Annotated in this window: 21 protein-coding genes and 1 tRNA gene; 13 read left to right on the forward strand and 9 right to left on the reverse strand. The window is 45.5% G+C overall.

The window, feature by feature from the left end; genetic code table 11:
* Window position 1: 1 nt before the first annotated feature.
* The gene (locus BC792_RS16880) at window positions 2–1,762 is read right to left on the reverse strand and encodes an AMP-dependent synthetase/ligase (RefSeq protein ID WP_148910197.1); all 1,761 of its coding nucleotides are present in this window, start codon (window positions 1,760–1,762) and stop codon (window positions 2–4) included.
* Between the two features lie 167 nt (window positions 1,763–1,929).
* Here BC792_RS16880 and BC792_RS16885 point away from each other — a divergent pair, with 167 nt between their 5' ends.
* On the forward strand, window positions 1,930–2,457 hold the full coding sequence (locus BC792_RS16885) for a hypothetical protein (RefSeq protein WP_148910198.1): 528 nt from the start codon (window positions 1,930–1,932) through the stop codon (window positions 2,455–2,457).
* A gap of 57 nt (window positions 2,458–2,514) precedes the next feature.
* On the opposite strand, the gene BC792_RS16890 is transcribed toward BC792_RS16885, so the two are convergent.
* Window positions 2,515–4,248 carry a M61 family metallopeptidase gene (locus BC792_RS16890; protein WP_148910199.1) on the reverse strand — a complete coding sequence of 578 codons (1,734 nt, stop codon included), beginning with the start codon at window positions 4,246–4,248 and terminating at the stop codon, window positions 2,515–2,517.
* Window positions 4,249–4,493: 245 nt separating this feature from the next.
* Here BC792_RS16890 and BC792_RS16895 point away from each other — a divergent pair, with 245 nt between their 5' ends.
* Window positions 4,494–5,360: an N-acetylglucosamine kinase gene (locus tag BC792_RS16895; RefSeq protein WP_148910200.1), complete on the forward strand. Its 867-nt coding sequence runs from the start codon at window positions 4,494–4,496 to the stop codon at window positions 5,358–5,360.
* 3 nt (window positions 5,361–5,363) lie between these two features.
* Window positions 5,364–5,882, forward strand: a complete 519-nt coding sequence (locus tag BC792_RS16900) for a glutathione peroxidase (RefSeq protein WP_148910201.1) — start codon at window positions 5,364–5,366, stop codon at window positions 5,880–5,882.
* Between the two features lie 147 nt (window positions 5,883–6,029).
* Here BC792_RS16900 and BC792_RS16905 read toward each other — a convergent pair whose 3' ends face one another.
* A complete protein-coding gene (locus BC792_RS16905; RefSeq protein WP_148910202.1) occupies window positions 6,030–6,608 on the reverse strand; it encodes a thymidine kinase in 579 nt (192 codons plus the stop codon).
* 194 nt (window positions 6,609–6,802) lie between these two features.
* Here BC792_RS16905 and BC792_RS16910 point away from each other — a divergent pair, with 194 nt between their 5' ends.
* Window positions 6,803–7,765 carry a hypothetical protein gene (locus BC792_RS16910; RefSeq protein ID WP_148910203.1) on the forward strand — a complete coding sequence of 321 codons (963 nt, stop codon included), beginning with the start codon at window positions 6,803–6,805 and terminating at the stop codon, window positions 7,763–7,765.
* Between the two features lie 201 nt (window positions 7,766–7,966).
* Here BC792_RS16910 and BC792_RS16915 read toward each other — a convergent pair whose 3' ends face one another.
* Window positions 7,967–8,464 carry an ABC transporter substrate-binding protein gene (locus tag BC792_RS16915; protein ID WP_148910204.1) on the reverse strand — a complete coding sequence of 166 codons (498 nt, stop codon included), beginning with the start codon at window positions 8,462–8,464 and terminating at the stop codon, window positions 7,967–7,969.
* Between the two features lie 118 nt (window positions 8,465–8,582).
* Here BC792_RS16915 and BC792_RS16920 point away from each other — a divergent pair, with 118 nt between their 5' ends.
* Both BC792_RS16920 and BC792_RS16925 read left to right on the forward strand, forming a co-directional pair.
* Window positions 8,583–8,897 (forward strand): YbaB/EbfC family nucleoid-associated protein, encoded by a 315-nt coding sequence (locus BC792_RS16920; protein ID WP_148910205.1) that lies wholly within the window; start codon window positions 8,583–8,585, stop codon window positions 8,895–8,897.
* An 11-nt stretch (window positions 8,898–8,908) separates the two neighbouring features.
* Window positions 8,909–9,592, forward strand: coding sequence for a metal-dependent hydrolase (locus BC792_RS16925; protein WP_148910206.1), 684 nt, complete (start codon window positions 8,909–8,911; stop codon window positions 9,590–9,592).
* Between the two features lie 130 nt (window positions 9,593–9,722).
* On the opposite strand, the gene BC792_RS16930 is transcribed toward BC792_RS16925, so the two are convergent.
* The gene (locus BC792_RS16930) at window positions 9,723–10,577 is read right to left on the reverse strand and encodes an N-acetylglucosamine kinase (protein ID WP_148910207.1); all 855 of its coding nucleotides are present in this window, start codon (window positions 10,575–10,577) and stop codon (window positions 9,723–9,725) included.
* Window positions 10,578–10,813: 236 nt separating this feature from the next.
* Window positions 10,814–12,538, reverse strand: a complete 1,725-nt coding sequence (locus BC792_RS16935; protein ID WP_148910208.1) for an MFS transporter — start codon at window positions 12,536–12,538, stop codon at window positions 10,814–10,816.
* Window positions 12,539–12,884: 346 nt separating this feature from the next.
* Here BC792_RS16935 and rho point away from each other — a divergent pair, with 346 nt between their 5' ends.
* Window positions 12,885–14,381, forward strand: coding sequence for a transcription termination factor Rho (gene rho, locus BC792_RS16940; RefSeq protein WP_148910209.1), 1,497 nt, complete (start codon window positions 12,885–12,887; stop codon window positions 14,379–14,381).
* 62 nt (window positions 14,382–14,443) lie between these two features.
* Window positions 14,444–15,121: a CDP-alcohol phosphatidyltransferase family protein gene (locus tag BC792_RS16945; RefSeq protein WP_148910210.1), complete on the forward strand. Its 678-nt coding sequence runs from the start codon at window positions 14,444–14,446 to the stop codon at window positions 15,119–15,121.
* On the opposite strand, the gene BC792_RS16950 is transcribed toward BC792_RS16945, so the two are convergent.
* Window positions 15,118–15,474: an Hpt domain-containing protein gene (locus BC792_RS16950; protein ID WP_148910211.1), complete on the reverse strand. Its 357-nt coding sequence runs from the start codon at window positions 15,472–15,474 to the stop codon at window positions 15,118–15,120. The two genes, BC792_RS16945 and BC792_RS16950, sit on opposite strands and share 4 nt — an antisense overlap.
* Window positions 15,471–15,965: a 2-amino-4-hydroxy-6-hydroxymethyldihydropteridine diphosphokinase gene (gene folK, locus BC792_RS16955; protein ID WP_148910212.1), complete on the reverse strand. Its 495-nt coding sequence runs from the start codon at window positions 15,963–15,965 to the stop codon at window positions 15,471–15,473. The genes BC792_RS16950 and folK overlap by 4 nt, the downstream gene beginning before the upstream one ends.
* A gap of 83 nt (window positions 15,966–16,048) precedes the next feature.
* Here folK and sppA point away from each other — a divergent pair, with 83 nt between their 5' ends.
* Together sppA and BC792_RS16965 are read left to right on the forward strand one after the other, a co-directional pair.
* On the forward strand, window positions 16,049–17,815 hold the full coding sequence (gene sppA / locus BC792_RS16960) for a signal peptide peptidase SppA (protein ID WP_148910213.1): 1,767 nt from the start codon (window positions 16,049–16,051) through the stop codon (window positions 17,813–17,815).
* Between the two features lie 86 nt (window positions 17,816–17,901).
* Window positions 17,902–19,092, forward strand: coding sequence for a phosphoglycerate kinase (locus tag BC792_RS16965; protein ID WP_148910214.1), 1,191 nt, complete (start codon window positions 17,902–17,904; stop codon window positions 19,090–19,092).
* A gap of 50 nt (window positions 19,093–19,142) precedes the next feature.
* On the opposite strand, the gene BC792_RS16970 is transcribed toward BC792_RS16965, so the two are convergent.
* The gene (locus tag BC792_RS16970) at window positions 19,143–21,944 is read right to left on the reverse strand and encodes a hypothetical protein (protein WP_148910215.1); all 2,802 of its coding nucleotides are present in this window, start codon (window positions 21,942–21,944) and stop codon (window positions 19,143–19,145) included.
* Between the two features lie 663 nt (window positions 21,945–22,607).
* Between BC792_RS16970 and mgtE the strand changes: the two genes are divergently transcribed.
* The 3 genes from mgtE (at window position 22,608) to BC792_RS16985 (ending at window position 25,751) form a co-directional block, all read left to right on the forward strand.
* Complete coding sequence (mgtE, locus tag BC792_RS16975; protein ID WP_148910216.1) at window positions 22,608–23,981, forward strand: magnesium transporter; 1,374 nt, start codon at window positions 22,608–22,610, stop codon at window positions 23,979–23,981.
* Window positions 23,982–24,198: 217 nt separating this feature from the next.
* A tRNA-Asn gene (locus BC792_RS16980) sits at window positions 24,199–24,275 on the forward strand.
* Between the two features lie 183 nt (window positions 24,276–24,458).
* Window positions 24,459–25,751 carry a site-specific integrase gene (locus BC792_RS16985; RefSeq protein WP_170250068.1) on the forward strand — a complete coding sequence of 431 codons (1,293 nt, stop codon included), beginning with the start codon at window positions 24,459–24,461 and terminating at the stop codon, window positions 25,749–25,751.
* The last annotated feature ends 25 nt before the right edge of the window (window positions 25,752–25,776 follow it).

Here is a 25,776-nt window from a genome sequence, read left to right on the forward strand (position 1 = left end):
TCTATTCCTGGTATATGTTGTTTACAATATCTTCCACGTTTTTTAATATCACCTTTCGCTTTAAACTCAGCTTGGGTGTCAGCTCTCCGCCGTCGATCGTCCACTCTTTGGCAAGCAACGCAAACTTTTTGATCTTTTCCCATTGTCCGAAGTCTGCATTTAACCGGTCTATCTCTTTCTGGTATTTTTCTATGACCTCCGGCTTTTTGATCACCTCTTCTTTTGAAGCAAAAGTAATGCCTTTGTGCTTACACCATTTCTCCAATTCTTCAAATGCCGGTACAATTAAGGCGGCGGGAAAACGCTGGTTTTCGCCGACAACCATCGTCTGTGCAATGAGGGTAGATTCCATGAGTTTGTTCTCTAACGTCTGAGGTGCTATATATTTCCCCCCCGCTGTTTTGAACATTTCTTTTTTACGGTCGGTTATTTTAAGAAAGCCGTCGGGCGTGATTTCACCGATGTCGCCTGTATGGAAGTATCCCTCCTGATCAATAGCCTCTGCGGTAGCCTGTTCGTTTTTGTAGTACCCTACGGTGATACTTGGCCCCTTGACAAGTATTTCTCCATCCTGCGCGATTTTCACTTCTAAATTTTTCAGTACGCGCCCTACGGTCCCGAACTTGACGTCAGTCTCCACGTGGGAATTGACGGCAATTACCGGAGAAGTTTCCGTCAGGCCGTAGCCTTCCAGCACTTTTATGCCTGCGGCCCAAAATACGCGGGCCAGTCGTTCCTGTAGCGCGGCTCCTCCGGAGATGATTAGCTCGATGTTTCCGCCGAGCGCTTCGCGCCATTTTGAAAAAATAAGCTTTCGGGCGATAGCGAGCTTTATATTATACAGCGGTCCGTTTTTAGGCGGCTCCTGATATTGATGCCCCAGCTCCAGTGCCCAAAAGAATAGAGAACGCTTTATTCCGCTTAGTGCCTTTCCTTTTTCGACCACTTTGTCGTAAACTTTTTCCAACACGCGCGGTACGGTAGTGAAGATCTGCGGCTTTACGTCATTAATGTCGACGACGATGTTGTCCAGATTTTCGGCATAGTAAATAGAAATGCCTTTTGAAAGGTATAAATAGACCACCATGCGTTCGAATATGTGGCATAGCGGCAGGAAGCTAAGCGCCTTATGTGCATTTGCTGGCACAAGGTGCCCACAGGCCTCAACGTTGCTGAGAATGTTCTTATGTGTCAGGAAGACGCCTTTTGGCTTCCCTGTCGTGCCCGACGTATAGATTAGGGTCAGAAGGTCGTCGGGTTGTACGTTATCCTTATAAGAATGCAGGTCTATATCTTCGCGTTGGCCGATATCGACCAGCTCCTTGTAGCTTGATTTTCCGCTGACCGCGTCGAAAGTAAATACGTCGATTGACAATTGATGTTCATCGATCGCCTGATCAATTTTCTTCGTCAGTTCAGCGTTACTGACAAAAACTAACTTTGCTTCGGCGTCGTTCACGATATACGACAAGTCCTGTGCTGACAGCGTGGGATAAAGTGGAACGATGGCTATTCCAATCTGGTTACAAGCAAAATCTACGATGTTCCACTCCGGACGATTTCCAGACATTAAAGCAACTTTGTCGCCCTTTTTTAAACCGCGATGAATCAGTGCTTTACTTAAGTTGTCGACCAGCTGGCCGAATTCGGCGGTAGCATACTTTTTCCAATTGCCGCCTTTTTTTCCAGCAACCATGTCGGCCTTGGCGAAGTCGGATTTATATCGCTCAAGGATATCAGACAATCTGTTTAGCTTACTCATACGTCACAAAAGTTAACGGTTTATAATTTTGCCTTATTCTTTACTAATATAACATTTTAGGGCCGAAAGAGCGAATGAATGAGGAAATATCTGGGCAATGATAACAGATTTTAACGTTTGAACGTAAAAAAAAATACTACTTTTGAGAAACGTTTAACTTAACATACATGAAGAAGACAAATTGGCTGTTATTGACATTAGGGATTGTTTTATGCTCGTTCGGACAGGTTTCTGCGCAGCTTACTGAGCAACATGCTATCGGTGGACGCTTTGGCAGCGCAACAGGTTTTGCCTATCGGTATACGTTGTCGGAAGATCGGGCCGCAGAAGGAATTCTTAGCGTACAAAGTAACTCCAAATCGAGGCGTTTCCGGTTAGTAGGTCTTTATGAGTTCCATCGGCCGCTGGCGGAGAACTTTACCTGGTTTTACGGGTTTGGGGGGAGCGTAGGGAGCTTCCGATATAAGGAAGTCGTCACCCAAACGACGAATCCGGACGGTTCTGTCACAACGCGGCGGACGGAGCCAAAGTCGGAACTGGCTTTAAGTCTCGACGGTATCATTGGCGTTGAATACGCGATTCCGACAACCCCTCTTTCTGTATCCTTGGACGTTAAGCCTTATTTCGACTTTTTACAGGAAAGCACCATCAAACTAATAGATCCTCTGGGATTGACGATCCGATATAGGTTTTAGTTCATGTGCGTCTGCTATGTTTGTACAACAGTGCGCAAAACCTAGCAGACGCATCTTTTATGCCGACAGCCATATCCGGCCAAGGTCTCTTTCCCGCTCGCTGGCGTTCTTTTTCTCCTGGATAGCCCATTGCTGTTTTGTCGTCTTACGCAGTGGCGTATGGATGATACGGATAAGTCCATCTCTTGCTACCATTATATCAGCAATATCATCTACCTTTCCGTGGTTTAGGAGAAACTCAAGTTCTTTCCCTGCAGTATCCGCCCGATTACCGTTAATCGCGATGAGCTCGTCGTCTACATTGAGTCCCGCGTCCCAAGCTCCAGAGCCGCGTTCCACGTGTTTGATGATAATGCGTCCGTCCTGATTTGTTGTTCTGATCCCCAGCGATAGCTCGGTGCTATCGTGCAGAAGGTCAACCAATTCATATCCCACTTTGTTGAAATAGAAATTGTAGTCCAGTTCCGCGACACTATGTGCTGCTTCAAAGATATCGGATAGATCGACTCCGGTAATTGCTTCGGCCAGCGCTGCAAATTCCTGTTCTTCGAAGCCTCGGTTTTCGGCTTTAAAGAAATGGGCATAAGCCGCCCGCAAGACATCGTCCAGACGCTTTTGCCCATTGGTTCCGGCAATAATCTGAACGTCGAGGGCAGCCGCCAGCATGGCGCCTTTATTATAATACGAGATGCTGGTGTTTGGGGTGTTCTCGTCGGGTCTATATTGTTTTATCCAGGTGTCAAAACTCGCTAAGGCGGCCGACTGGATCCGATATCCGGGGCGATTATACACCAGGTTAAACTCGGTGGCCAGCATATTGAGGTATTCCTCTACAGACAACAAGCCACAACGGCGGATAACGAGGTTGTCATAATATGCCGTAAATCCTTCCATAATCCAGAGCCCTTCCGTGTAATTTTCCTCGTTGTAATTGAACGGCCCCAGCGCCGCGGGACGTAGCCTCTTTACATTCCATAGATGAAAGTATTCGTGCGCGACCAAGCTCAGGAAGTTCTTGTATGCGGTATCAGACTGGTAAGCGTTTCTACTGGCCCCCAGAACGGTAGAATTTAGGTGCTCAAGGCCTCCACTACCGGTTTGATAATTATGGGTGATGAAGACATAATTTCTGTTCGGATTTTCGCCCCATATCGCTGTTTCTTCTTCTACAATCCTTGTGATGTCTTCCGTCAGTCTTCGCTTGTCATAGTTTCCACCGCCGACCATCGCGAATTCGTGCTGTACTCCGGCAGCTTCAAATTGCCAGGTATCCTGGTTGCCAATCTCGATAGGAGAGTCGAAAAGGATATCGAAATTGTCTGCCTGGTAGAGGTGGATGTCTTTGGACAGTCGAGGTAGGCCTGTAGACACTGTCGTCCATTGTGCCGGCAAATTTATCGTCACGGTTGAAGGGTGATCTATGTAGCCATCGGGGTATAGAAACGTGGCTGCGGGACTTAAAAACGCATGGTCGATATTGATGAAGTTGGTCCTAACCGAGGCTTCGAACCCATAGACACGATAGCTAATCTTTGCACTACCTTCGTGATTTACAACGCGCCAGGTATTCTTGTTTTGTTTAACGGTCTGTAGCAAGTTGTTGTCGCTTTCAGCCGTCAGGCATTCTATATGACGTGCAAACTCGCGGATCAGGTATGATCCCGGCGTCCAGACCGGCATTTTTAGGTCAAGGTTACCTGAGGGAAACCCCGAGATGTCCATTTCGATTTCGACGTAGTGGGCTTGGGGTTCACAGAACGAAATGGTAAAATGTATACGGGATTCTGACATGTAATATAAGTTTTGTAAATGTATTACAAAACTAGTCTTAATCTTTGGGACATCCAACGGATTATGCTATTACTTGTTCTATTTATCAGGTAAATGCTGTTGCTATATGAGCCGGTGGATGGCGGAAAAGGTACCGTGAATACAACAATGGCCGGAAGCTGGTGTGCACCTATATGGACTCAATTATATTGCAGATGAGGATGAATTTGCGTAAGTTTGGGTATAAAAAAGATTAAACATACTTTATGATTCTAGTAGCGGACAGTGGGTCATCGAATTCGGATTGGATGCTTAATTTGCCAGACAGTAAGCCGTTGGCCTTTCGTACGAAAGGTTTAAATCCGTTTTTTGTCAATGAAAAGGAGATTGCCAAGGTGATGAAGGAGGTGCCCGAAATTTTGCCGTATGCAAATGAGATTCACGAGGTATACTTTTTTGGTGCGGGTTGTGTAACGCCTGATCGGCGTGAAATTGTATCCAACGCTTTAACGGAGATTTTTCCGACAGCTTTTATTTCGGTGGAGAGCGACCTCTTGGGATGTGCATACGCGACTTTCGGTAATAGCAAAGGATACGTATGTACCATTGGTACAGGTTCGGATATCGGCTTTTTTGACGGAGAAGACCTGCAGCCGGGCGTACATGGAGTCGGTTATGTGCTGGGGGATGAGGGTTCGGGAGCATGGTTTGGTAAGCAATTGATCACGAGCTACCTCTATGATAAAATGCCCAAAGATCTGGCGAAGAAATTTGCAGAGAAGTACCGTCTGAATAAGGATGTTGTTATTAAAAACGTCTATCAGAAAGATCGCCCTAATGCATATCTGGCCTCCTTCGCGGAATTTATGGGCGAAAATCGCCTGCATCCCTACATCGATACCTTGCTGAGAAACGGATTTGATGAGTTTGTTCGAACGAACATCATGACCTATCCCGACTATTGGGAGTACAAAGTCAATTTTGTCGGGCGGATTGCTTATCATTTCGATATGCAGCTGCGGGAAGTATGCGAAGTGCTCGGCGTAAAAGTCGGTTCGATTTTAAAGAGCCCCATGGAGCATTTATTTCATTTTGTTGTCGAAAGAGAGACAAGGACTGTACAAAAAATATAAACTATGATTATTGTGAACACCATTTTTCTGCTGATGTCGCTGTTCGCGCCGGCGGAAGATATTTATGACTTTAGTTTTACAGCGATCGACGGTAAGACGGTAAAACTGTCTGATTTTAAAGGAAAGAATATATTGATAGTGAATACCGCATCGGAATGCGGCTTTACAAAACAATATAAGGATCTGCAGGCATTGCACGAACGCTTTGGAGATAAGCTGGTTATTATAGGTTTTCCGGCAAATAATTTCGGCGGTCAGGAGCCGGGGGATAATGCGGATATCCAGGCGTTCTGCGAGAAAAACTATGGCGTTACCTTTCTTTTATCGGAAAAGGTGGATGTAAAAGGGCAGCAGATGCACCCATTGTTTAAGTACCTTACTGTTGCGGAAAATCCTGATTTTACGGGAGATATAAAATGGAATTTTGAGAAATTTCTGATCAATAAAGTGGGGAAATTGGTACATCGTTACCGATCTAAGGTTAACCCATTAGATGAAACGATAATAAAACATATCCATTAGCGATAAAATAAGGAGGTCTCCCAGTGGGAGACCTCCTTATATAAAGGCATTTATAAACTAATTTTGTCGGTGCAAACTTAGGTCAAAAACGCGTATATTTTAATTTTTCTGTATTAAACTTTTGTTAACTTTTTTGGTGTGACAGTGCTATTGAAGTTCAAAATAGCAGCTCCGGCAGCGGGGTTCATAGCTGTCCTTTTCGCCTAAAAGTACCCGTTCCTCGTTGCCGGTTAACCGGTACGAGTAGGTCGCGGGCGCTCCACACTGTACGCATACGGCATGTACTTTGGTGACATGTTCTGCAACCGCCATCAACGCGGGTATAGGGCCGAACGGGCGGCCTTTATAATCCATATCCAGCCCTGCGACGATTACACGAACGCCGCGGTTGGCAAGCTGTACACACACATGGGGCAGCTCGTCGTCAAAAAACTGGGCTTCGTCTATCCCTACGACCTTCGTCTCCGCACTGAGAAGTAGGATGGCGGAGGAGTGGGCTATTGGCGTAGACGGGATACTGTTGCTATCATGGGACACGACCGCATACTCGTCGTACCGTATGTCAATGGCCGGTTTAAAAATTTCTACCGGAAGTTTCGCAAACTGCGCCCGCTTCATCCTACGGATCAGTTCTTCCGTCTTACCTGAAAACATCGATCCGCAGATAACTTCGATACTGCCGACTTGTGCGTTTTTATTTATAAAGTTATGTTCGGAAAATAACATGCAGTGTTTTTATTACAGGGAAAAGATGAGTGCGACAATCGCTAAAACTTCGTTTCCAACTGTGCTAATATCGAAATTATTTATTTAAATTTGGTGGAAGGAAATCCGGTATAAGTCGGAAGGAAGTATCTATCAGCCTGTTGGATTTTCCACATAAAAAAGTCAGCATACGTTAACAAGTAAAACAGAGAAAAATGGCATACACGAAGGAATCGTTACTTTCTAAAATTGGAGAACTCTTAGTGGAAATAAATGACAGTTACGCAGAAATATCGGAAAATGGAAGCGGCGCTGAGGGAGACCTGTTGTTATTAGAAGCAAAGGCGAAATTCCTCACTACGCATGTTGCTGTTTTACGGACGTTGTTCTCTGCTGTGCCTATCGAAGCAAACACGGACGTAGCCGGGGGGCGCGTTTCGGAAGACACATTTTTTACGCCGCCGGTCGCGTTGGTTGAAGAGCCGGACGGCCAGCCGGTTGAGGAGGAGATACAGGAAATACAGCCGGAAGCACAGGCTCCGCTGAATACCCCCACGCCTATAGCGGCGTCGACAAGTTACGTCCGCGACGCAGGCACGGAGCCGTCATCCACTACGGACGAGACGACCGCGTCTGCCGCTGCCGAAAATACACTGTTTAATGCCCCACCTGCGAAGGAAGCCGATCGCATTGAAGACAGAAGGCCTACTTTACCCCAAGTGGAAGTTCCGACGAAGGAGGAAGCGGTAGAGACACCACCTCAGGTTGTTGTCAACGCGGTTGTTGAGGAACCTAAAGAGATCGTTCTTGAAAATAAACCTTCCGTAGAGGAGGAAAAGCCCACTAGACCGTTGACATTGAACGAGATGTTACAACAGCAGCGGAAGGCCGGACTTGCTTCAGGTCTGGGAAATAATGCGCCGCAAGGGGGAACGGGTAAAACGGTAGATCTGAAGTCGGTTATCAACCTGAATGACAAATTGATGTTTATAAAAGATCTTTTTAATGGGTATTCATTGGCGTATAGTGAAGCCATCGAGCTGCTGAACCGTTATAACACGTTCGCGGAAGCAGATGCCTTTTTGCAGACCAATTACGCGCTTAAAAATAACTGGGCAGACAAACCTCAGACGGTAGAAAAGCTTTATGCGATCCTTCGGAAGAAGTTTATGCAGTAGGGGGGATACTTTCTAGAGACTGGATCTTACACAGTTGAGTGCACAGATGCCCCCAAAGGGCAGATGTTAAATGCGATAATCCTGTTCTTCCGGATGGGGCTCAGCTTTTAGCGGGGCAGGGCTGTCTGCGCCGGATGCAGGAGTAGCCGGGATTTTTCACCGCGCGCTCGGCCTGCAACCGTTAGGGATGGAAGGGGCCTATTACGCCATGTCAAACCTTACCCAGTCTGTTCCCTGCCGCCCGTAGATGAAGTACTTCGGCTGAACGATTTCAGCGCAAATCTCCACGTCCCGCAGAAATTCCGTGGGCAGCCTGCCAAAATCGGATTTTTGTACAATGTATATCTGGTTGTTCATCACAGCGTCGGTCCGACTTAGGACGTCGTCCTGAAGCAAAGAGGGCAGTTCGCCGTACAGCGCGGGATCATCCTGCACAATAATTAGAATCGCCGGATTTTCATACTTGTCCAAAGCCGGAATAGCTCCAGCGATGACGGTACTATCTGTAGTCTGTTCGTTAACAAGCGGACGGAAATGCTCTTTTTGCGATAGCACCAGTACCGAGGGACGTTGTTCTGTCGGGACGAACTTTAGCTTGTGGATTAATATGTTGGCTTCTTCTTCCAGAAGGGCAGCACGCTCCGGATCGCGTTCTTCTAGTTCATTTAACAACGCGGAAAAAAAAGGAAGTTCTTGCATGTCTTGTGTGTTGTTGGCAGCAAATTTAAGTAAGCCCAGGTAAAGAACCTAATTATCGACCCTGAATAATCCAGGTATTGGTTGGATTTTGTAAATTGCACATAAAATTCGTTCGATTATGTTTGATAAATTATTTGAAGCACAGCAAAAAGCCGAGGAAGTAAAAAGACGTCTGGACAGTATTTCGGTTTCCGGAGAGGTGGAAGGTGGTAAGGTCAGAGTCGTTGCATCGGCAAGCAAGGAGATTAAGGAGATAGCTATCGACCCGGCTTTTTTATCAACAGCGGATAAAGAGGAGTTAGAGGAATTGCTCGTGGTCGCGCTGAACAAAGCTCTCGCGCAGGCGGACAATGTTAGTCAGTCGGAGATGCAGGCCGTTTCGCAGGATCTGTTGGGCGGTCTGGGAAATTTAGGGAACTTATTTAACAGATAAAACAACAAGGTATGAAAGTAACGTATTACGGACAATCATGTGTGGAGTTTGATTTTGACGGCACAAGCGTGCTGCTGGATCCGTTTATTTCTTACAATGAACTAGCCAAGGATATCAAGATCGAGGATATTAACCCCGACTTTATCTTTCTCAGCCACTGCCATCAGGACCATGTCGCTGACTTATCAGTCATACAACAAAATAGCGGTGCAACTGTGGCTGCGATTGTCGAGACGGCGGCTTGGGTAAGGAAACAGGGCATCCCCGGCGACAAAGTTATCGAGTATAATTTCGGGGGAACACTGGATCTGCCTTTCGGGCGTGTAAAGATGGTGTATGCTTTACATACAAGCAGTACGCCTGAAGGCGACTATGCGGGAGTTCCGGTAGGATATGTGTTTTTTGTTGGCGGAAAGAAGATATACTTTGCGGGAGACACCGGGTTGACCGTGGAGATGAAGCTGTTAGAGGATCTGCAGCTTGATTGGGCATTTTTACCTATAGGAGGCTACTATACGATGGACGTTGACGACGCGATTAAAGCGGCGCACTTTGTTAACTGTACGAATATCGTAGGCATACATTACAATACGTTTCCTCCAATTGCTATCGACACCGACGAAGCTGTTGCTAAGTTCAAAAGCAGCGGACTAAACCTACACTTACTTGGAATCGGTAGCGAGCTCGTTCTGTAAGTGGATAATGAAAAGCTGTCGGTAAGTTTGTCGGTCGCCATTCGTGGTATTCGATTGGCTTCTCAAGTAATTAAAACTGTCATGATTCAATGAGAAATCATGACAGTTTTATATAAGTAGAGGAGGGATATTATTTCTTCGCTCTGTTGATATGGAATATAACGAGATCATCAATAGGTGATCGAAGGATTTTTCCAACTTTCATGCCGTATTGCGTAGCTTTTTCTTCGAGTACGTTACGGAAGTTGTACCCCACAGATCCTATACAGTTGAAGGTGTAGTTTTGGTAATCGGGATATTTACTCACCAGATTCTCAAAAAATGCATGGAAAGCGTCGTCCACAATCTTACGTGTATACTGGATATTAACGTTGTTATCGTATACAAATTTGCTGAAGCTGGCGCAGAATCTATTGGCCAGGGGCTTCGTATAAACGTTGTCCATGATTTCATCGGGTGTAAGCTGGTACGTCTCGAAGAAAGACTTGGCAACATCTTCTGGCATGAGACCTCTGATGAAATCGGTCAACAGCTTTTTTCCGATGTAACTTCCGCTTCCTTCATCTCCGAGGATGTAAGCAGCAGAATCGATGTTATGCGTGATTTCAGCGCCGTCGTATATACAGGTGTTGGTTCCTGTGCCGAGAATAGCAGCAAAGCCGGGCTGATCGCCTAGAAGCGCACGTGCAGCAGCAAGTAGGTCATGTCCTACTTCTACCTTTGCATTCGGAAATACTTTTTGCATGGCAACTTCCACAATCTTTGCCTTTTCGCTGTTATGAACCCCCGCTCCATAATAGTTTACTTCGGAAACTTTTTCAAAAGGCAGGTCCCCCGGTAAACCTTTCTTTAAAGAATTAACAATGTACTCACTGTCAACAAAATAAGGATTGTATCCTTCGGTATTGAAGTATATTTTTTTGTTTGAATCATCCAACAAACACCAGTTTGTCTTTGTTGATCCTCCGTCCGCAATGATAATCATTATAGATTTGGTTTTATTGTGTTATTTTTTAGTTTTTGCTAATTCTTTCGTGATATTATGAGCTCGAAAATACATTTTTCTGTTTAAAAAGACGAATTTTCAACGGCAAAAAATACTCTTCTAAAGAAGATAAGCGGGTTTTAAACAAAAAAAAGTGCCCTAGCAATAGCATGAGGGCACTTTTTTTTATGACAACTTTTTTAAATACTTAGTGTATTTTGTACAATAACATAAAGTTAATGTCCGCCTTCGGACTCGATTTCATCGATATTTATTCCCTGTTTACTTAGGAAATTTCTCACGATAACGGCGAAGAAAATGATGTAGCAAAAACCGATCAACGGTAAAACATAAGAGCTATGTATACCTATTATATCAGCCAATTTTCCCTGCAGCGGCGGGATGATGGCGCCTCCCAATATCATCATTACCAGGAAGGCCGCACCTTGCTCGGTGTATTTGCCCAACCCTACGATCGAAAGACTGAAGATAGAGCCCCACATAATAGAACATGCCAGTCCTCCGGTAAGGAACGCATATATCGCTACTATACCGGATGACAATAATCCAACAGCCATCGCCGCCAGTCCTAGGGTGCCGAAGATGAGCAGCGTACGCGCAGGTTTCTCCTTGCTTAAGAAGAAAGATACAATCTGAACAGCAACGCAGATAATAAAGAAGAGCAGATGAGACATGTCAAATCCGGCCAGACTGTTTACTCCGATGATAATGAAGAAGGCGACAAGGGGAACAATAACAAGTAAAATCTGCTTGGTTTTCGCGCTGAACTGAAATGCACTGATAGCCCCTGCCCATCGGCCGATCATCATACCTCCCCAATAAATGGATACGTAGGGCGTTATTTCGGAGGACTGAAGGCTACCGAACTCTTCTAATGTCAGGAGCTCGCCAAGGTTGCTACCGATCGCAACTTCGATACCTACGTAAATGAATAGGGCAAGCATTCCCAATACCAACTGTGGATATTTCATGGCGCCCCATCCTTCCGGACTTTTCTTTGCCCGGGTATAAGCAAAGAGAAGCCCGCCGACCACTGATAAAAGAGCGCCGAGCAGCCAGGCCATCCGCTTGATTTCGAGTGGGTGCATAAGCTCACTGATCTGCGCTTCGATTCCCGCGATAGCGGTGCTGTCTGTTAGACCTGTCAGCTGGCTTTCCAGTGCGTTGATCTGCAGCGCGGTATCGCTTTTGTAGCTCAGGAACACGGGAACGAACATCAACAGCAGAAGCACCGTCATGATAATAAGGGTGTTTTTGGCTTTGTTTGCCGACTCCATGGGCTCGTTGTTGATTCCGGCCGGAACCTTTTTACTAAAATGGAACAGTCCTGCCGCCAAAATAAACAGCATGCCGACAATGATGTATAGATATACCACTTTGTTGAGCGGAAGGTTGGCTATTTCGCTGTCAGAGATTGGTTCAAATGTGCCGAACAGCGCAAATCCGATTACCAGTGGTCCAATGGTGGTCCCAAATGAGTTGATGGCTCCTCCCAGGTTTACACGTGAAGCACCTGTCTTCGGGTCGCCCAGCAATACTGCAAAGGGATTGGCAGCGGTCTGTTGCAAGGAGAAACCCAACGCTACGATAAACAGTCCGAGCAACATGCCTATATATATGTTCACCTCCACAGCGACGATCATAGCCGCAGCCCCAAATGCGGAAAATAGTAGTCCGTAAATAATACTCTTTTTATACCCCCACTTCCCTACGAGGTCTTTGCCAGATACCGTACTGAATATAAACAACAACAATGCTCCTATATAATATGCGCTATAGAATGCGAAGTCGATTAATTGTGACTGAAACTGGTCTAGTTGAAAATAATTTTTACAAAAGGGGATGAATACACTGTTTCCTGCAGCAATAAAGCCCCAGAAGAAAAAAACAACTACCAAGGTATATAAAGCGGGGTAGTTGGTTGATTGGTTTTCTTTCATATACGATAAAACGTTTTAGTTTTGAAATTTAAACATACTAAGAATAACTACAAATCTAAAAAAAATATGAGGTTAGCATCCTAAATATAAAACATTTTTTGACAAAGCGCGTTATGATAATATCTGTTTCTGAAGGAAAAATTTTTACAAATTTTCTTTGAATATACAAATGTTATATTATTTTTGTGCCGATTCTCAGATTTATCCATGGGATGTTTAAATTTCTTACTATTTAAATATACCGCGTTCATATTTTAGTTAATCCCATATATCGTGTGTTTGCTAAAATATCAATTGGATGGATTCAAAAAAGCAATAAAATCCTATATCTCATAATAGAAAGTTAATGGATATTAATGAACTAAATACCAAGCTCGTGTCAGAGTTGCGCGAGATTGCAAAAGTATTAGGCATCGCCGATGTCGACAAACTACGCAAGCAAGAATTGATTGATCGTATTACTGTCATAGCGAAGCAGTCGATCCAAGAGGAAGAAAAGACGGCCGAGAAGGTAGAAGCAGTCTCTTCGGAACGTACCAGAAAGCGTGTGAGGACAGTAAAAGTAGAGCCTGTAGCGGTAACAAAAAGAACGTCCCCGGCTGAGGACTCGAAAGCCGAGACTTCCCCGTCAGGCCAGGATCTTTTCAGTGCCGCCAGCCCTTCCAATAGCGATTCCGCTCCAGCCCTTGCGAAAACCGAAGCTTCATCACCAGTACTGCCCACCGATTTTGATAATGTTATTGTTAACGAAGGTGTTCTAGAGATTATGCCTGACGGATACGGTTTTTTACGTTCGTCAGATTATAATTACCTGACTTCTCCCGATGATATCTATGTGTCACAGTCGCAGATTAAACTGTTCGGACTGAAAACGGGAGATAACGTCCGCGGTTGTATCCGGCCGCCGAAAGAAGGTGAAAAATATTTCCCTTTGGTCCGTGTGGAGGCGATTAACGGTCAGAATCCGGCAGAAATCCGTGACCGGGTACCATTTGATTACTTAACACCTCTTTTTCCGGACGAAAAGTTAAACCTGGATCTGGGTGCGGGAAATTATTCTACGCGCATTATGGACCTGTTTACGCCTATCGGTAAAGGTCAGCGGGGACTTATCGTTGCCCAGCCGAAGACCGGGAAAACAAACTTGTTGAAGGAAGTGGCTAACGCCATTGCAAAGAATCACCCCGAGGTATATTTAATCATCCTGCTTATCGATGAGCGCCCCGAGGAGGTGACAGACATGGCAAGAAATGTACGGGCGGAAGTGATTTCGTCTACGTTCGATGAGCCTGCTGAGCGTCATGTGAAGATTGCGAACATTGTATTGGAAAAGGCAAAACGTATGGTAGAATGTGGACACGACGTGGTGATTCTATTGGATTCCATCACCCGATTGGCCCGTGCGTACAATACTGTGGCTCCTGCTTCCGGTAAAATATTATCCGGCGGGGTTGATGCAAACGCTTTACATAAGCCGAAGCGGTTTTTCGGAGCAGCCCGGAATATTGAAAACGGCGGCTCTTTGACGATCTTAGCAACTGCATTGACGGATACAGGATCTAAAATGGATGATGTGATCTTCGAGGAGTTTAAAGGTACAGGTAATATGGAGCTTCAACTTGACCGTAAGTTGGCTAATAAGCGTATTTTCCCTGCTATCGACCTGACTGCATCAAGCACGCGCCGGGACGACCTGTTGGTAGACCGTGATATTTTGCAACGCATGTGGGTGCTCCGTAATCACTTATCCGATATGAATTCTACAGAAGCAATGGAGTTTTTGTTAACGCAGATGCGTGGCACGAAATCGAACGAAGAGTTTTTGATTAGCATGAATAGTTAATCTAGTCGATATTTAATAATTTTAGGCCATCTTTCCTGAAGGAAGATGGCTTATTTTTTAACATGAAGAAACATATTCCGAATACACTGACCTGTCTCAACCTTTTCTTTGGCTGTTTAGCTATTCTTTCCGCCTGGCATAAACAGTATGATCAGATGATCTATTGCGCGCTTGCATCTGGTGGGTTTGACTTCGTCGATGGTATGGCTGCCAGATTGCTGCATGTCAAATCCTCCATCGGCAAGGAGCTTGATTCATTGGCAGACATGGTCAGTTTTGGCTTTTTGCCCGGGACGGTGCTCTATCTGATGCTTGAAGAGTCATCGAGTAGTGATTTCCTGCCTTATACAGGCTTTGTGGTGACGGTCTTTTCTGCTTTACGGCTTGCGAAATTTAATGTTGACACGCGGCAGACGACTGATTTCATTGGATTAAATACGCCGATGAACACATTTTTTATCATCTCGTTACCGTATATCGCCGCCGAGGTGGCCTGGGTGAAAAATCCCCTCGTTTTATTAGCTACGGTCGCGCTAAGCAGCTTCCTTCTCATATCGGAGGTGAAACTGTTCAGTATGAAGCTATCTTCTCTGTCGTGGCGCGAGAATAAATTTAAATATCTCTTTCTCATTGCCAGTTTAGCGTCGTTGCTGATAGGTGGTCTTCTGGCTCTGCCGGGGATCCTGTTGTTGTATATTGTATTTTCAAAACTGCATTTTTGGTCGGAAACGTCGGCTTAGAGCTCCCGCCGGTAGTTTGCTATTTCCTGCAGTAGGCTTGCTATGTCCTGTTCAATGGCTGCAGATAAAGTCTGAATGATGGCCATATCTTCTCTATTTTTTCCGGCGGTTTCCAGTTCTTGTAATTTCCGGCGTAGTGTTGTCGCTCCGACGTATTCCATCGTGGGTTTAATATGGTGTGCTTTGTTGGCTATAGCAGTGTGGTCACTGGCAAGGATGGCATCTTTTAAGGCTTTTAAATCGGCCGGTATCTGCGTCAGATAAAGATCTAGCAGCTGGCTGATCACGTTCCTGCTATGTAGGAAGTTCTGCTCAATTGTCGTTGGATCGATAAGTAGATAAGGCTGTTTCATTTCTTTTGGGAGGTATATAATTGAACTTGCAGGGGATCTTCGCAGTTCTCTAATAATACGGTGGTGGTTACGCCTAAAGTTGGATGCATAAAGTCGGGTGCAATTTCCTGCAGGGGTACCAAAACAAATCTTCTGTCGGCCAGGTAGGGATGCGGTATGGTTAGCCGCTCGTGCTGGATGTACTCGTTATTAAAATAGAGTATGTCGATATCGATAACGCGGGCGCCCCACTTGGTAAGACGGACGCGACCTAGGCGTTTTTCGATCGCTTGTATACTGTCCAAAACGGTCAGGGCCGGCAGCTCGGTAGATACGATGAGTGCCTGGTTCAAAAAGTGAGGTTGATCGGTAACTCCCCAGGCTTCCGACCGGTATACCGACGACGACGTCTGTATCGTTCCTATATGTATGCCGATCTCATGGATCGCATCTTTCAGTTGCTTCTCTGGGTCTCCTAGATTCGCGCCCAGCAAAAGAAATACCTCATTCATGCTTTAAAGATAGCGGATATCTGTTTAATTTTAGAAATCTTGACAAGAAACCTTTAAATTAGGTTTTTGAAATTTGTTTTATTATGAGATCTTTTTTTAAGTACGTATTAGCGACTATAACGGGAATTGGAATTGTCGTTGTTATTTTATTTGCTATCCTGGTCGGCATGATTACCAGTGCCATTAATCAGGTGGGCAGCAGCAAAGAGAGCGCCGTTCCCTCAAATGCAGTATTGTATGTAACGCTTGACTATAATATACCCGAACGGAGTAGTCCAAATCCATTGGAAGGGCTCAATGTTCCGGGGTATGGCGAGATGAAAACACTAGGCTTGAATGATATTTTGTCGCGAATAGCAGCAGCAAAGGCAGACAGCCGGATTAAAGGTATTTATCTGAATCCGCGTCAGGTCAATGTCGGGATGGCAAGCTTAAAGCAGATCCGCGATGCCTTACTGGATTTCAAAGAGTCGGGGAAATTTGTGGTTGCCTACAGTGACATGTATACGCAGAAAGCTTATTACGTTGCTTCTGTTGCCGATAGCGTTTTTATTCACCCTGAGGGAGCGCTCGAGTTTAAAGGGCTGTCTGCTTCGGTGACGTTTTTAAAAGAGGCGCTGGATAAACTCGGAGTGGAAATGCAGGTCGTCAAGGTGGGTACCTATAAGTCGGCCGTAGAGCCGTTCTTATTGAACGAAATGAGCCCGGCAAACAGAGAGCAGATGTCATCCTATCTGGAGAGCATGTATGAAGGGATCCTTTCAGATATCGCCGGGACTAGAAACATCGCTTCGGACACGTTGCGGTACGTGGCAGACAACTACTTAATCCGTAGCGCAGAGGACGCTGTTCACCGTAAATTTGCAGACGGTATCCGATATAAAGATGAGATGCTCACATCGCTCAGAAAGCGGCTAGGTGCGGAGGAGAGAAGGGAATTGCCAGCGGTGTCATTATTGGACTATACAGAAGCAAATAGTGCAGAGTCGTCGGGAGGGCGGATAGCTGTCTTATACGCTGCGGGCGACATTGTTGACGGAGAAGGGGCAGAGAATACGATCGGCGGCGATCGTTTTTCCCGGGAGCTGCGCCGGTTACGCCGCGACGACAGGGTAAAAGCAGTTGTTCTTCGTGTCAACTCGCCCGGTGGGTCGGCTTTAGCCTCTGACATAATTGCGCGGGAGGTGGAGCTTACAAAAAAGGTTAAGCCTATTGTGGTCTCTATGGGCGATTACGCTGCTTCGGGAGGATATTATATAGCTGCATTGGCTGACTCTATCTTCGCCGAGCGGGAGACTTTAACGGGCTCTATCGGCGTGTTCGGACTTATTCCGAACCTTCAGGGATTGCTCAATAATAAGCTGGGAATACATATCGATGAAGTAAAGACAGGACGTTTTTCAGATTTATTGGGCAGCCCTGACCGGCCATTGACGGCGGAGGAAAGAGCCATCATCCAGATGGAAGTAGAGCGCGTGTATAAGACATTTGTCGGGAAAGTGGCAAAAGGGCGTGGCATGACCGCTGCCCGGGTTGACAGTCTAGGACAGGGACGTGTATGGACTGGAAGTCAGGCGCAGGCATATGGTCTGGTAGATGAAATCGGCGGACTTCAGCGTGCCATACAGTCTGCCGCCAGTAAGGCGAAGCTATCCAACTATAAGGTGGTTAGCTATCCTAGTGTAAAGGATCCCTTTTCGTCTCTCCTTGGAGCCTCAAAAGAGAAAATAAAGATGTGGATGTTCGACGACGGGCTGGCCGAGTATAGGTCGTATATCGAACAGCTCCGGACTGTAGTGAGGTCGTCGGGGATTCAGACCCGACTTCCATATACTGTCGAAATTCGATAAAACCGGCGCGGACTTTTCAAGTCCACGGCTTTTTTCTATATTTATGGCGTGAATGATAATGCATCAACTTAAATTTATTTGTATATATGAAAACAATTGACGATTTAAACTTCTCGGGTAAAAAAGCGTTGATCCGGGTGGACTTCAACGTGCCTTTGGATGAGAGTTTTAATATAACGGACGACAATCGCATACAAGGGGCCGCCCCGTCGATCAAGAAGATTCTGGCTGACGGCGGTGCAGTGATCTTGATGTCTCATCTTGGGCGTCCCAAGGAAGGTCCTACCGACAAGTATTCATTGAAACATATCGTGGAACACCTCTCCAACGTATTGGGTGTGTCTGTTCAGTTTGCAGACGATTGCATCGGTAATGACGCCGTCGAGAAAAGTGCTAATTTAAAGGCCGGGGAGGTGTTGTTGCTGGAAAACCTTCGTTTTTATAAGGAGGAGGAAAAAGGAGATAAAGGCTTTGCGGAGAAGTTAGCCAAATTAGGCGACGTATACGTAAACGACGCATTTGGAACGGCGCACCGTGCACATGCATCCACAGCAGTAATAGCGGAGTTTTTTCCAGGTAATAAATATGCGGGCTATCTGATGGCGGCAGAGATCAATAATGCAGAGAAAGTGTTGAACAATCCAGAGCGTCCGTTTACGGCGATCATGGGAGGAGCAAAGGTCTCTGATAAGATTGAATTGATTGAAGCATTGTTGGAAAAAGTAGACAACCTGATTATCGGAGGGGGCATGGCCTATACTTTTGTGAAGGCACAAGGAGGAGAGATCGGAAAATCGCTCGTTGAGCTGGATAAACTCGATTTGGCAAATGAGTTATTGAAGAAAGCAGAAGAGAAGGGCGTTAACCTCGTTCTACCAACAGACGCCCAGATTGCGGACAAATTTGCCGAGGATGCTAATACTTACGACGGGCCGAATAACCAGATTCCCGAAGATAAAGAGGGACTTGATATCGGTCCGGCGTCTTCTGCCCGCTTTGCCGATGTCATTGGTGCTTCTAATACCTTACTGTGGAACGGTCCTATGGGGGTTTTTGAATTTGATACTTTTGCAAAAGGGACGAAAGCGGTGGCTGATGCTGTCGTTGCTGCTACTGAGAGAGGGGCTTTCTCCCTTATCGGCGGAGGTGATTCCGCTGCTGCGGTTTCGAAATTTGGCATGACGGAACATGTCAGTTATGTGAGTACCGGCGGAGGAGCGTTGCTAGAATATATGGAGGGCAAGGTGTTGCCGGGAGTACAGGCGTTAAACGATTAAGTACGGAACAATCCTATTATAAAAAAACTGGCAGATCGCCAGTTTTTTTGTTAATACGAATAGCTTAAGCTAAAGGAGGGAACAATAGTACGGGGCGCGGACATATCATTTACATAGGTCAGCTTTGTTGCCACATTAATATCCGGTAGTACATAACGAAATACATTGAAGTCTGCTGAGATGCCGATGCCGAAACTCTTGGGGGCGATTGCCTGGTGGAGGTTTTGGAAATCTGAAAAGAGTAGCCCTTGGAAACGTTTTATGTAGGCAAGCGATCCGATACTCCAGTCGGGATAGAAAAGAGGAAGCCGGTAAGACGCTAAGGCCGTATTGGTCACTATAGGTGAGATGAAGTGTCCCCAGCCGGAGACCATCGGGATGTCGTACACCCCGTCGTAACGGCCGGTACCTTTTTGCACCGCAAAGCGTAACTGTAAACTATGGTTTAGCAACAGTCCGGGTATGTAAAAATTTGTCCGCAGCGACAATATCTGACCGGACAACTGCTTCTCAAAGGGGAGGTGTCGGTATGTCACACTAATGTTTTGCCCCCATTTAGGGGCAATATCCATTTTACCGCGCATACTATTCCGATTTAGATAGATTTGATAATTGAGCGGAAATGCGATGCTTTCGTTGAAGTTTTTCAGTGGTATGCTCACATCATACCGCTTCGTGTACGATGTTCCGAAGTTGAGGCCATAACTGTAAACGTAATTCTGCCTGTATATGGAAAACGGAAGAGACACATCGATCGTGGTAAGGTGGTCTCTATAGTCGAACATCACGACCTGACGGCCATCTCCACCGCCGATGGCATTGCCCACGAGGCCGCGATTGGCATAGCGCACGGTAAATACCGGGAGGTAGCGCTTGTAAGATATCCCGGCGGAATACGTGCTCTTTGATATATCGGGATCAAACTCATATCCTACCTTAATTTCCGTTGTGTTAAGCACATCGTTTGATAGCCAGAAGATGCCCGGAACATAATTGTCGAAACTTTCGAAGTTTGTGCTGCTTATGGACAGGCTGTGAAAATTGATCATGTTGGCTGTGGGACGGTAGGCTGCGGGGGCTGATGGTATATACTGTGGTTCGTGAGCCGTATGCTGATTGTCGGCAGCGGTCAATGTGGGTAGAATATATAAAGGGCGCGCATGGGCAATGGTATCCTGTAAATGGGCTAGCGGCTGTCTGGCCAGCTTGTACCCATTATAATGATAGTCGTTAAAGAGAAGCTGGTGGTCGGCGGTACGGGAGGGGTTAAAGGCTCCAAAAGCAACATTTGTCAGCTTAAAAAGCCTTCCATGTTCGTCACGTTGATATATGTTGTCAATGCCGTCGTAATGGGCTTTGAAGATAACGCTGTTGCCGTTGTAGAACGGACGTTCCAGTTGCTGGCTATCCCATGGCGTTAAGAAAACGTATTTTCTATCTCTTAAGTGCAGTTCGATAAGGCAGGTGCCTTCGGGGCCCACGGCAATGGCGACAATTTTGTCGCCGGCATCATTAAATTTCGGTTGCTGCAGGTGTATATGTTGTGGAGCTGCGACGCTATCCATCAGCTTTCCGTTTTCCGCGTTTATGAAAGCGATGCGGCTTTCTCCTGCTTCATTCACCTCTACGACTGCTATTTGGTCGTGAGTGGGGTGGAATACCGGAGAGTAGTACCTTGATTTCTTGGTCAATGTTTTCAGTTTTCCGGTTTCCATGTTGTAGACATTGATAACATTGTAGGTCTGCTTGCCAAAGCGGGCATCTTTTCTATACTCATCCCAGGTTATGTACTGGTCTCTGTGGTGAAAATATGGCGTGATCTGTAAGCCCGTTTTTACCACCGACGATTCGTTTCCAGACGTATCGATGACTACTATTTCGTTTACGGTCCGGGGCGATGTTTTGAGCGCGACGATGCGCTGATCGGACAGCTGTTGCGGAAGTAGGTAATCGCTCGGGTACCTGCTTTCCGGTGTTTTTATTTCTTGGTGTATAGAATTTGTGTCTATCTCGCTGTTCCATTTTTCATGAAGTTCGCTCAACGTTTCCCGGAATATCCAGGCCGGTTTCATCCCTGAGACGTGCCTTACAGCTTTCTGGAAATTGAACGGTCTGAGCAGTTTTCCCCGCATGCCGTTCATTATTTTTTCATGGCTGTCCAATCCGAAATGATTGGTCATGTAGGTGTTCATCAGAAACCCGATGGTGTAGTAGGAAGGGACATTATCTTTGAAAGATCCAAGTACATATTTGTTAAACCCGTAGTGTTTTCCTGACAACATATTGGCCCGAACCGGCATGTCCCAGGACGGCAATCTACCCCGGCCGCCGGCGCTGTGTATGGTTTCAATCTGCACGGCGTCGCCTTCGAAATACCAGGCGGGCAAATTTAAAGCGTACAACGCGAGCCCCAACTGTTCGAAAAATGGTCCGCGCAGCTTTCCTGTCAATTTGTCAAACTGGGCAATATGCCGTAGTTCGTGCAACGCCAGGTTGGGTAGCCACTCCTGATTATCTGCGGTAGAGGAGGGGATAGGGAATAGCTCCGATTTTCGAGGTGCTAATTGCACATAGCCATTTTGGCTTAGGTGATTTCCCTGTAAGACCAGCGTCGTCCTGTGCGGGATCACACTTAAATCCCGGCTGCTCTTTACTTGGAGCAAGGGTAATTGTGATGCCAGTTTTTGTGCGGTGTTTTCAAATGTCTGCGGATACAGCAACGTGAACTTTTCGAGCTGGATCTGCCGCCATTTTATTGATGAAGAGGCTTGGTCATTGTCGATGATCTGTGCGCTTAGATGACATGAACTTATAAATAATATGGAAGATAGTATTATTTTGATTACTAGCATTTTAAAATATTAAATTTGTTGAACTTTATGAGTTGCTAAATAATTTAGTATTTATAGCTTATTTTTGTTCAATGTTTTATTTTGATGATCATTGTATTGTTTTGATTAATAAAGGTTTTTAATTTATAAATCTATCTGTGTTTTTCGTCTTTTGTTTGCGGATTATAGTCCACACGCTTCACTAAACAGGTCGCCAGAACCCAAGATTGACCATGCTGCAAGATAAAAGAAAAATGTTATATTTTTTTCGGGAAGCCTGTTTTTATCGGCTGTTCAAAACGCGGACTGAAGACGGAGCATCACATCGTGTTTCTACTTCGGGTCGTGGGGGGAGGTGGAGGTAGCGGAACGATAGCTGTGGTTGCCCGATATCCGATATGCTGTGGTGAGCACGTTCCTGTTACGATGGTTGCGTTATGACTTGTCACCTGGGATAGACGATGCCGAAACGACCCGAAAAAGAAAGCGAGTGTTTATTAGGGAGGGGTGACATAATGGCGTATTCTGTCGGCGACGGAGCTGAATTCAAGATGGCGGCGACGGCGTATTCAGGACTTGCGAGCCTTTGCGGGCAGAAAAAAAGTATTCGTTATTTACAACTAAAAAAACGACTTTTGCTTCAAATAAAATTGTACCGATGTAGGATCAAACAAAAAGAGCGTTATGGAAGAACTAGAAATGCAAGTAGAGCTTGTTCAGCAATGGATAGAAGCAGGTGAAATTTCCGAGCTTCAGAAGTTTCTGAATGAGCAGAACATTTCCGATGTGGAGGAGCTTATTGACGAGCTTCCTGAACATGCCGCCCTTTTTATTGAAACGCTGAATATAAACCGTGCAGTACACGTTTTTAGTATACTGGACTTTCCGACGCAAGAGCGGATCTTCAAAAAATTACCGGCAAGCAAAGTCCGTGAACTCATCAATGAGCTGCCGCCGGATGACCGTACCTCATTTTTTAGTGAATTAAAAGGTGATGTTGTAAAGCATTTGATCATCATGCTTTCTCCGGAAGAAAGAAAGGAGGCGTTGTCCTTGTTAGGTTATCCTGAGGACAGTGTCGGGCGTTTGATGACTCCGGACTATATTACGGTAAAGCCGCATTGGAACATTACCCGTGTTTTAGATCATATCCGACGGTACGGGAACGCTTCAGAAACGATCGACGTTCTGTATGTTATAGATGGCGACGGTCGACTTGTGGATGATATACGGATCCGGGATATTCTAATTGCAGATCCCGAGACCAAGGTTGAGGAGTTGATAGATAATCGGTTAATTTCTCTGAATGCAGATGATCCACAGGAAGAAGCGGTTAATGTCTTCCGTATGAACAACCGGGTAGCGCTGCCTGTTATCGATGAGCAGGGCATTATGCTCGGGATCGTTACCATTGACGATATCCTGTGGGTTGCGAACGAAGAATATACTGAGGATATGCAACGGATTGGAGGTACGGAAGCGCTAGACGAGCCGTACCTGGACGTTTCGATCTTTCATCTGGTGAAGAAGCGCGGCGGGTGGCTTATCGTGTTGTTTTTGGGACAGTTATTAACGTTTAATGTTCTAAAGTATTATGAAGATAGACTCACAACGATCTTGGTATTACTGATGCCCGTCATTATGTCGAGCGGAGGAAATAGCGGCTCGCAGGCCTCGACGCTGATTATTCAGGCGATGGCTATGGGCGAGGTGACTTTGCGGGACTGGTGGCTCGTTATGCGGCGGGAGATACTTTCGGGCCTTTTTCTCGGGCTTATCCTAGGGACACTCGGATTTTCTCGGATTTCCGTAGATCAGGCCTTTACAGGCGCTTATGGCGATGCTTGGGTGTTGTATGGACTGGCCATAGCTTTCTCTCTGGTCGGGGTCGTTTTGTGGGGGTCGTTGGTGGGAGCGATGTTGCCGTTTGTACTCCGCAAGCTGGGAGCTGACCCGGCGAGTTCGTCAGCCCCGTTTGTGTCCACACTGGTCGATGTGACGGGCCTGATTATTTATTTCACGATTGCGACGTTGGTGCTGGGCGGCGTGCTATTATGACCCTCCGACAGCCGCTTTTCTGAATGTGTAATGCTTAATGGACTTGTATGGTTCAGACGGAGTAATTCGGCTTATCTTTACTCCCCCTGTTTTAAGCGAATTATACTAAAAAAAATGCGTTGGATCTGAATGAGTTGTGTTTTTGTGCTGCAAAATATTTGCACAGTTCATTAAAAGTTGCGATACTTGCATCACGGAAACGGAATACGTTTCATATTCCTGAATAGCTCAGCAGGTTAGAGCATCTGACTGTTAATCAGAGGGTCGCTGGTTCGAGCCCAGCTTCAGGAGCCAGATAAAAAGTCGTTTTTCGATAAGAAAAACGGCTTTTTTGCTTTCTAAACGAAGATTAGAGACATCTTCGTTTGACCGATCGGGTTCTCCGATTTGGTTTGATTTACATAGTTTTTTGTTGAATTTCACGTCGTTTTGTTACAAATATGTAACAGAAATTCCGGCGTGCTTAAGGAAAAAATTATGGCAACCGTAAGCGCAAAAGTTTATGAGCATCACAAGAAAGCTGATGGCACTTACAATGTGAAAATCTGTGTTTATCACAAAGGTATAAGAAAGTACATTGACACGACCCATTTTGTGGTCAGAAAGCAACTGACCAAAAATTTCAAAATCAAAGATTGTTTTATTGCGGATATAGTCGAGCAGCAATTAAGGAAGTACCGAAACACTATTAGTGATTTGGAGGAGAAACTTGACCATTTTTCTGCGGAGGCCTTACGGGATTTTCTAAGGGATATGGACGAGGAAGTTGATTTTGTGAAATTTTGCGACGAGCATATAAAGGGTTTAAAAGAAGTAGGAAGAATCAAGAGTGCTGAAAACTTTAATGTAGTGCGAAACAGTCTTGTGGATTATTTTAAGACGGATTCCTTTTCCATCAACCAAATTCATTATACGATGCTCTTATCGTATGAGCGTTTTTTGAAGTCGGAGCGCACAATGACCCGGACTAATCAGTTTGGCAAACCTGTTACGACAACCGTGAAAGGAGTAAGTAATTCAGCAGTACATAACTATATGCGTGACCTGCGTACCTTGTTCAACGCTGCACGGAACCGTTATAACGAGGAAGATATTGGTATATTCCGAATAAAGCACTATCCTTTTAAAAAATATAAGATTGGTTCGCCGCCCCCACGTACTAAAGACCGCAACAATTCCCTTGAAGAAGTATTAGCCATACGGGATTGTGCTACCAAATCCGGTAGTCGTGCAGAACTTGCCAAAGAGCTGTATATGCTTTCGTTCTACTTATGTGGTACCAATGCCGTAGATTTTTATCAGTTGGGTGGGCAGAATATCAGGAACGGAAGATTGGAATATAACCGCTCTAAAACAGCCGAAAGTAGAAAGGACAATGCTTTTATCAGTATCAAAATTGTGGACAAAGCAAGACCATTATTAGAGAAATACATCGGTAAATTGACTGAACGTTATTCTACGATTGGCTGTCTGAACAAAGCATTAAGTAAAGGCATGGAACAGATATGCCGACAGATAGGTCTGTCGGGAGTAACGTTCTATTGGGCCAGGCACACATTTGCCAATACCGCCCGTAATGATTGCCGAATGAGCAAAGACGACGTGGCTCTTGCACTCAATCACGTTGACGAGGGCAATCGTACAACAGATATTTACATTGCCAAGGACTGGAAGATTGTGGATGATGTGCAAAGTAAGGTTATGGAGAAACTAAAAGAAATAGAAGCAATTCGGGTTGATCTTGGTATAGTGGGCATCGTAATAGGGTAATAATTTGTAGTTTTGTTTAATAGGT

This window comes from Sphingobacterium allocomposti (assembly GCF_008124885.1).
Taxonomy (GTDB): Bacteria; Bacteroidota; Bacteroidia; order Sphingobacteriales; family Sphingobacteriaceae; genus Sphingobacterium; species Sphingobacterium allocomposti.

Bases quoted from the DNA above. Each gene is read 5' to 3' on its own strand.
- BC792_RS16880 (WP_148910197.1), bottom strand. From the start codon at position 1,762: ATGAGTAAGCTAAACAGATTGTCTGATATCCTTGAGCGATATAAATCC.
- BC792_RS16885 (WP_148910198.1), top strand. From the start codon at position 1,930: ATGAAGAAGACAAATTGGCTGTTATTGACATTAGGGATTGTTTTATGC.
- BC792_RS16890 (WP_148910199.1), bottom strand. From the start codon at position 4,248: ATGTCAGAATCCCGTATACATTTTACCATTTCGTTCTGTGAACCCCAA.
- BC792_RS16895 (WP_148910200.1), top strand. From the start codon at position 4,494: ATGATTCTAGTAGCGGACAGTGGGTCATCGAATTCGGATTGGATGCTT.
- BC792_RS16900 (WP_148910201.1), top strand. From the start codon at position 5,364: ATGATTATTGTGAACACCATTTTTCTGCTGATGTCGCTGTTCGCGCCG.
- BC792_RS16905 (WP_148910202.1), bottom strand. From the start codon at position 6,608: ATGTTATTTTCCGAACATAACTTTATAAATAAAAACGCACAAGTCGGC.
- BC792_RS16910 (WP_148910203.1), top strand. From the start codon at position 6,803: ATGGCATACACGAAGGAATCGTTACTTTCTAAAATTGGAGAACTCTTA.
- BC792_RS16915 (WP_148910204.1), bottom strand. From the start codon at position 8,464: ATGCAAGAACTTCCTTTTTTTTCCGCGTTGTTAAATGAACTAGAAGAA.
- BC792_RS16920 (WP_148910205.1), top strand. From the start codon at position 8,583: ATGTTTGATAAATTATTTGAAGCACAGCAAAAAGCCGAGGAAGTAAAA.
- BC792_RS16925 (WP_148910206.1), top strand. From the start codon at position 8,909: ATGAAAGTAACGTATTACGGACAATCATGTGTGGAGTTTGATTTTGAC.
- BC792_RS16930 (WP_148910207.1), bottom strand. From the start codon at position 10,577: ATGATTATCATTGCGGACGGAGGATCAACAAAGACAAACTGGTGTTTG.
- BC792_RS16935 (WP_148910208.1), bottom strand. From the start codon at position 12,538: ATGAAAGAAAACCAATCAACCAACTACCCCGCTTTATATACCTTGGTA.
- rho (WP_148910209.1), top strand. From the start codon at position 12,885: ATGGATATTAATGAACTAAATACCAAGCTCGTGTCAGAGTTGCGCGAG.
- BC792_RS16945 (WP_148910210.1), top strand. From the start codon at position 14,444: ATGAAGAAACATATTCCGAATACACTGACCTGTCTCAACCTTTTCTTT.
- BC792_RS16950 (WP_148910211.1), bottom strand. From the start codon at position 15,474: ATGAAACAGCCTTATCTACTTATCGATCCAACGACAATTGAGCAGAAC.
- folK (WP_148910212.1), bottom strand. From the start codon at position 15,965: ATGAATGAGGTATTTCTTTTGCTGGGCGCGAATCTAGGAGACCCAGAG.
- sppA (WP_148910213.1), top strand. From the start codon at position 16,049: ATGAGATCTTTTTTTAAGTACGTATTAGCGACTATAACGGGAATTGGA.
- BC792_RS16965 (WP_148910214.1), top strand. From the start codon at position 17,902: ATGAAAACAATTGACGATTTAAACTTCTCGGGTAAAAAAGCGTTGATC.
- BC792_RS16970 (WP_148910215.1), bottom strand. From the start codon at position 21,944: ATGCTAGTAATCAAAATAATACTATCTTCCATATTATTTATAAGTTCA.
- mgtE (WP_148910216.1), top strand. From the start codon at position 22,608: ATGGAAGAACTAGAAATGCAAGTAGAGCTTGTTCAGCAATGGATAGAA.
- BC792_RS16985 (WP_170250068.1), top strand. From the start codon at position 24,459: ATGGCAACCGTAAGCGCAAAAGTTTATGAGCATCACAAGAAAGCTGAT.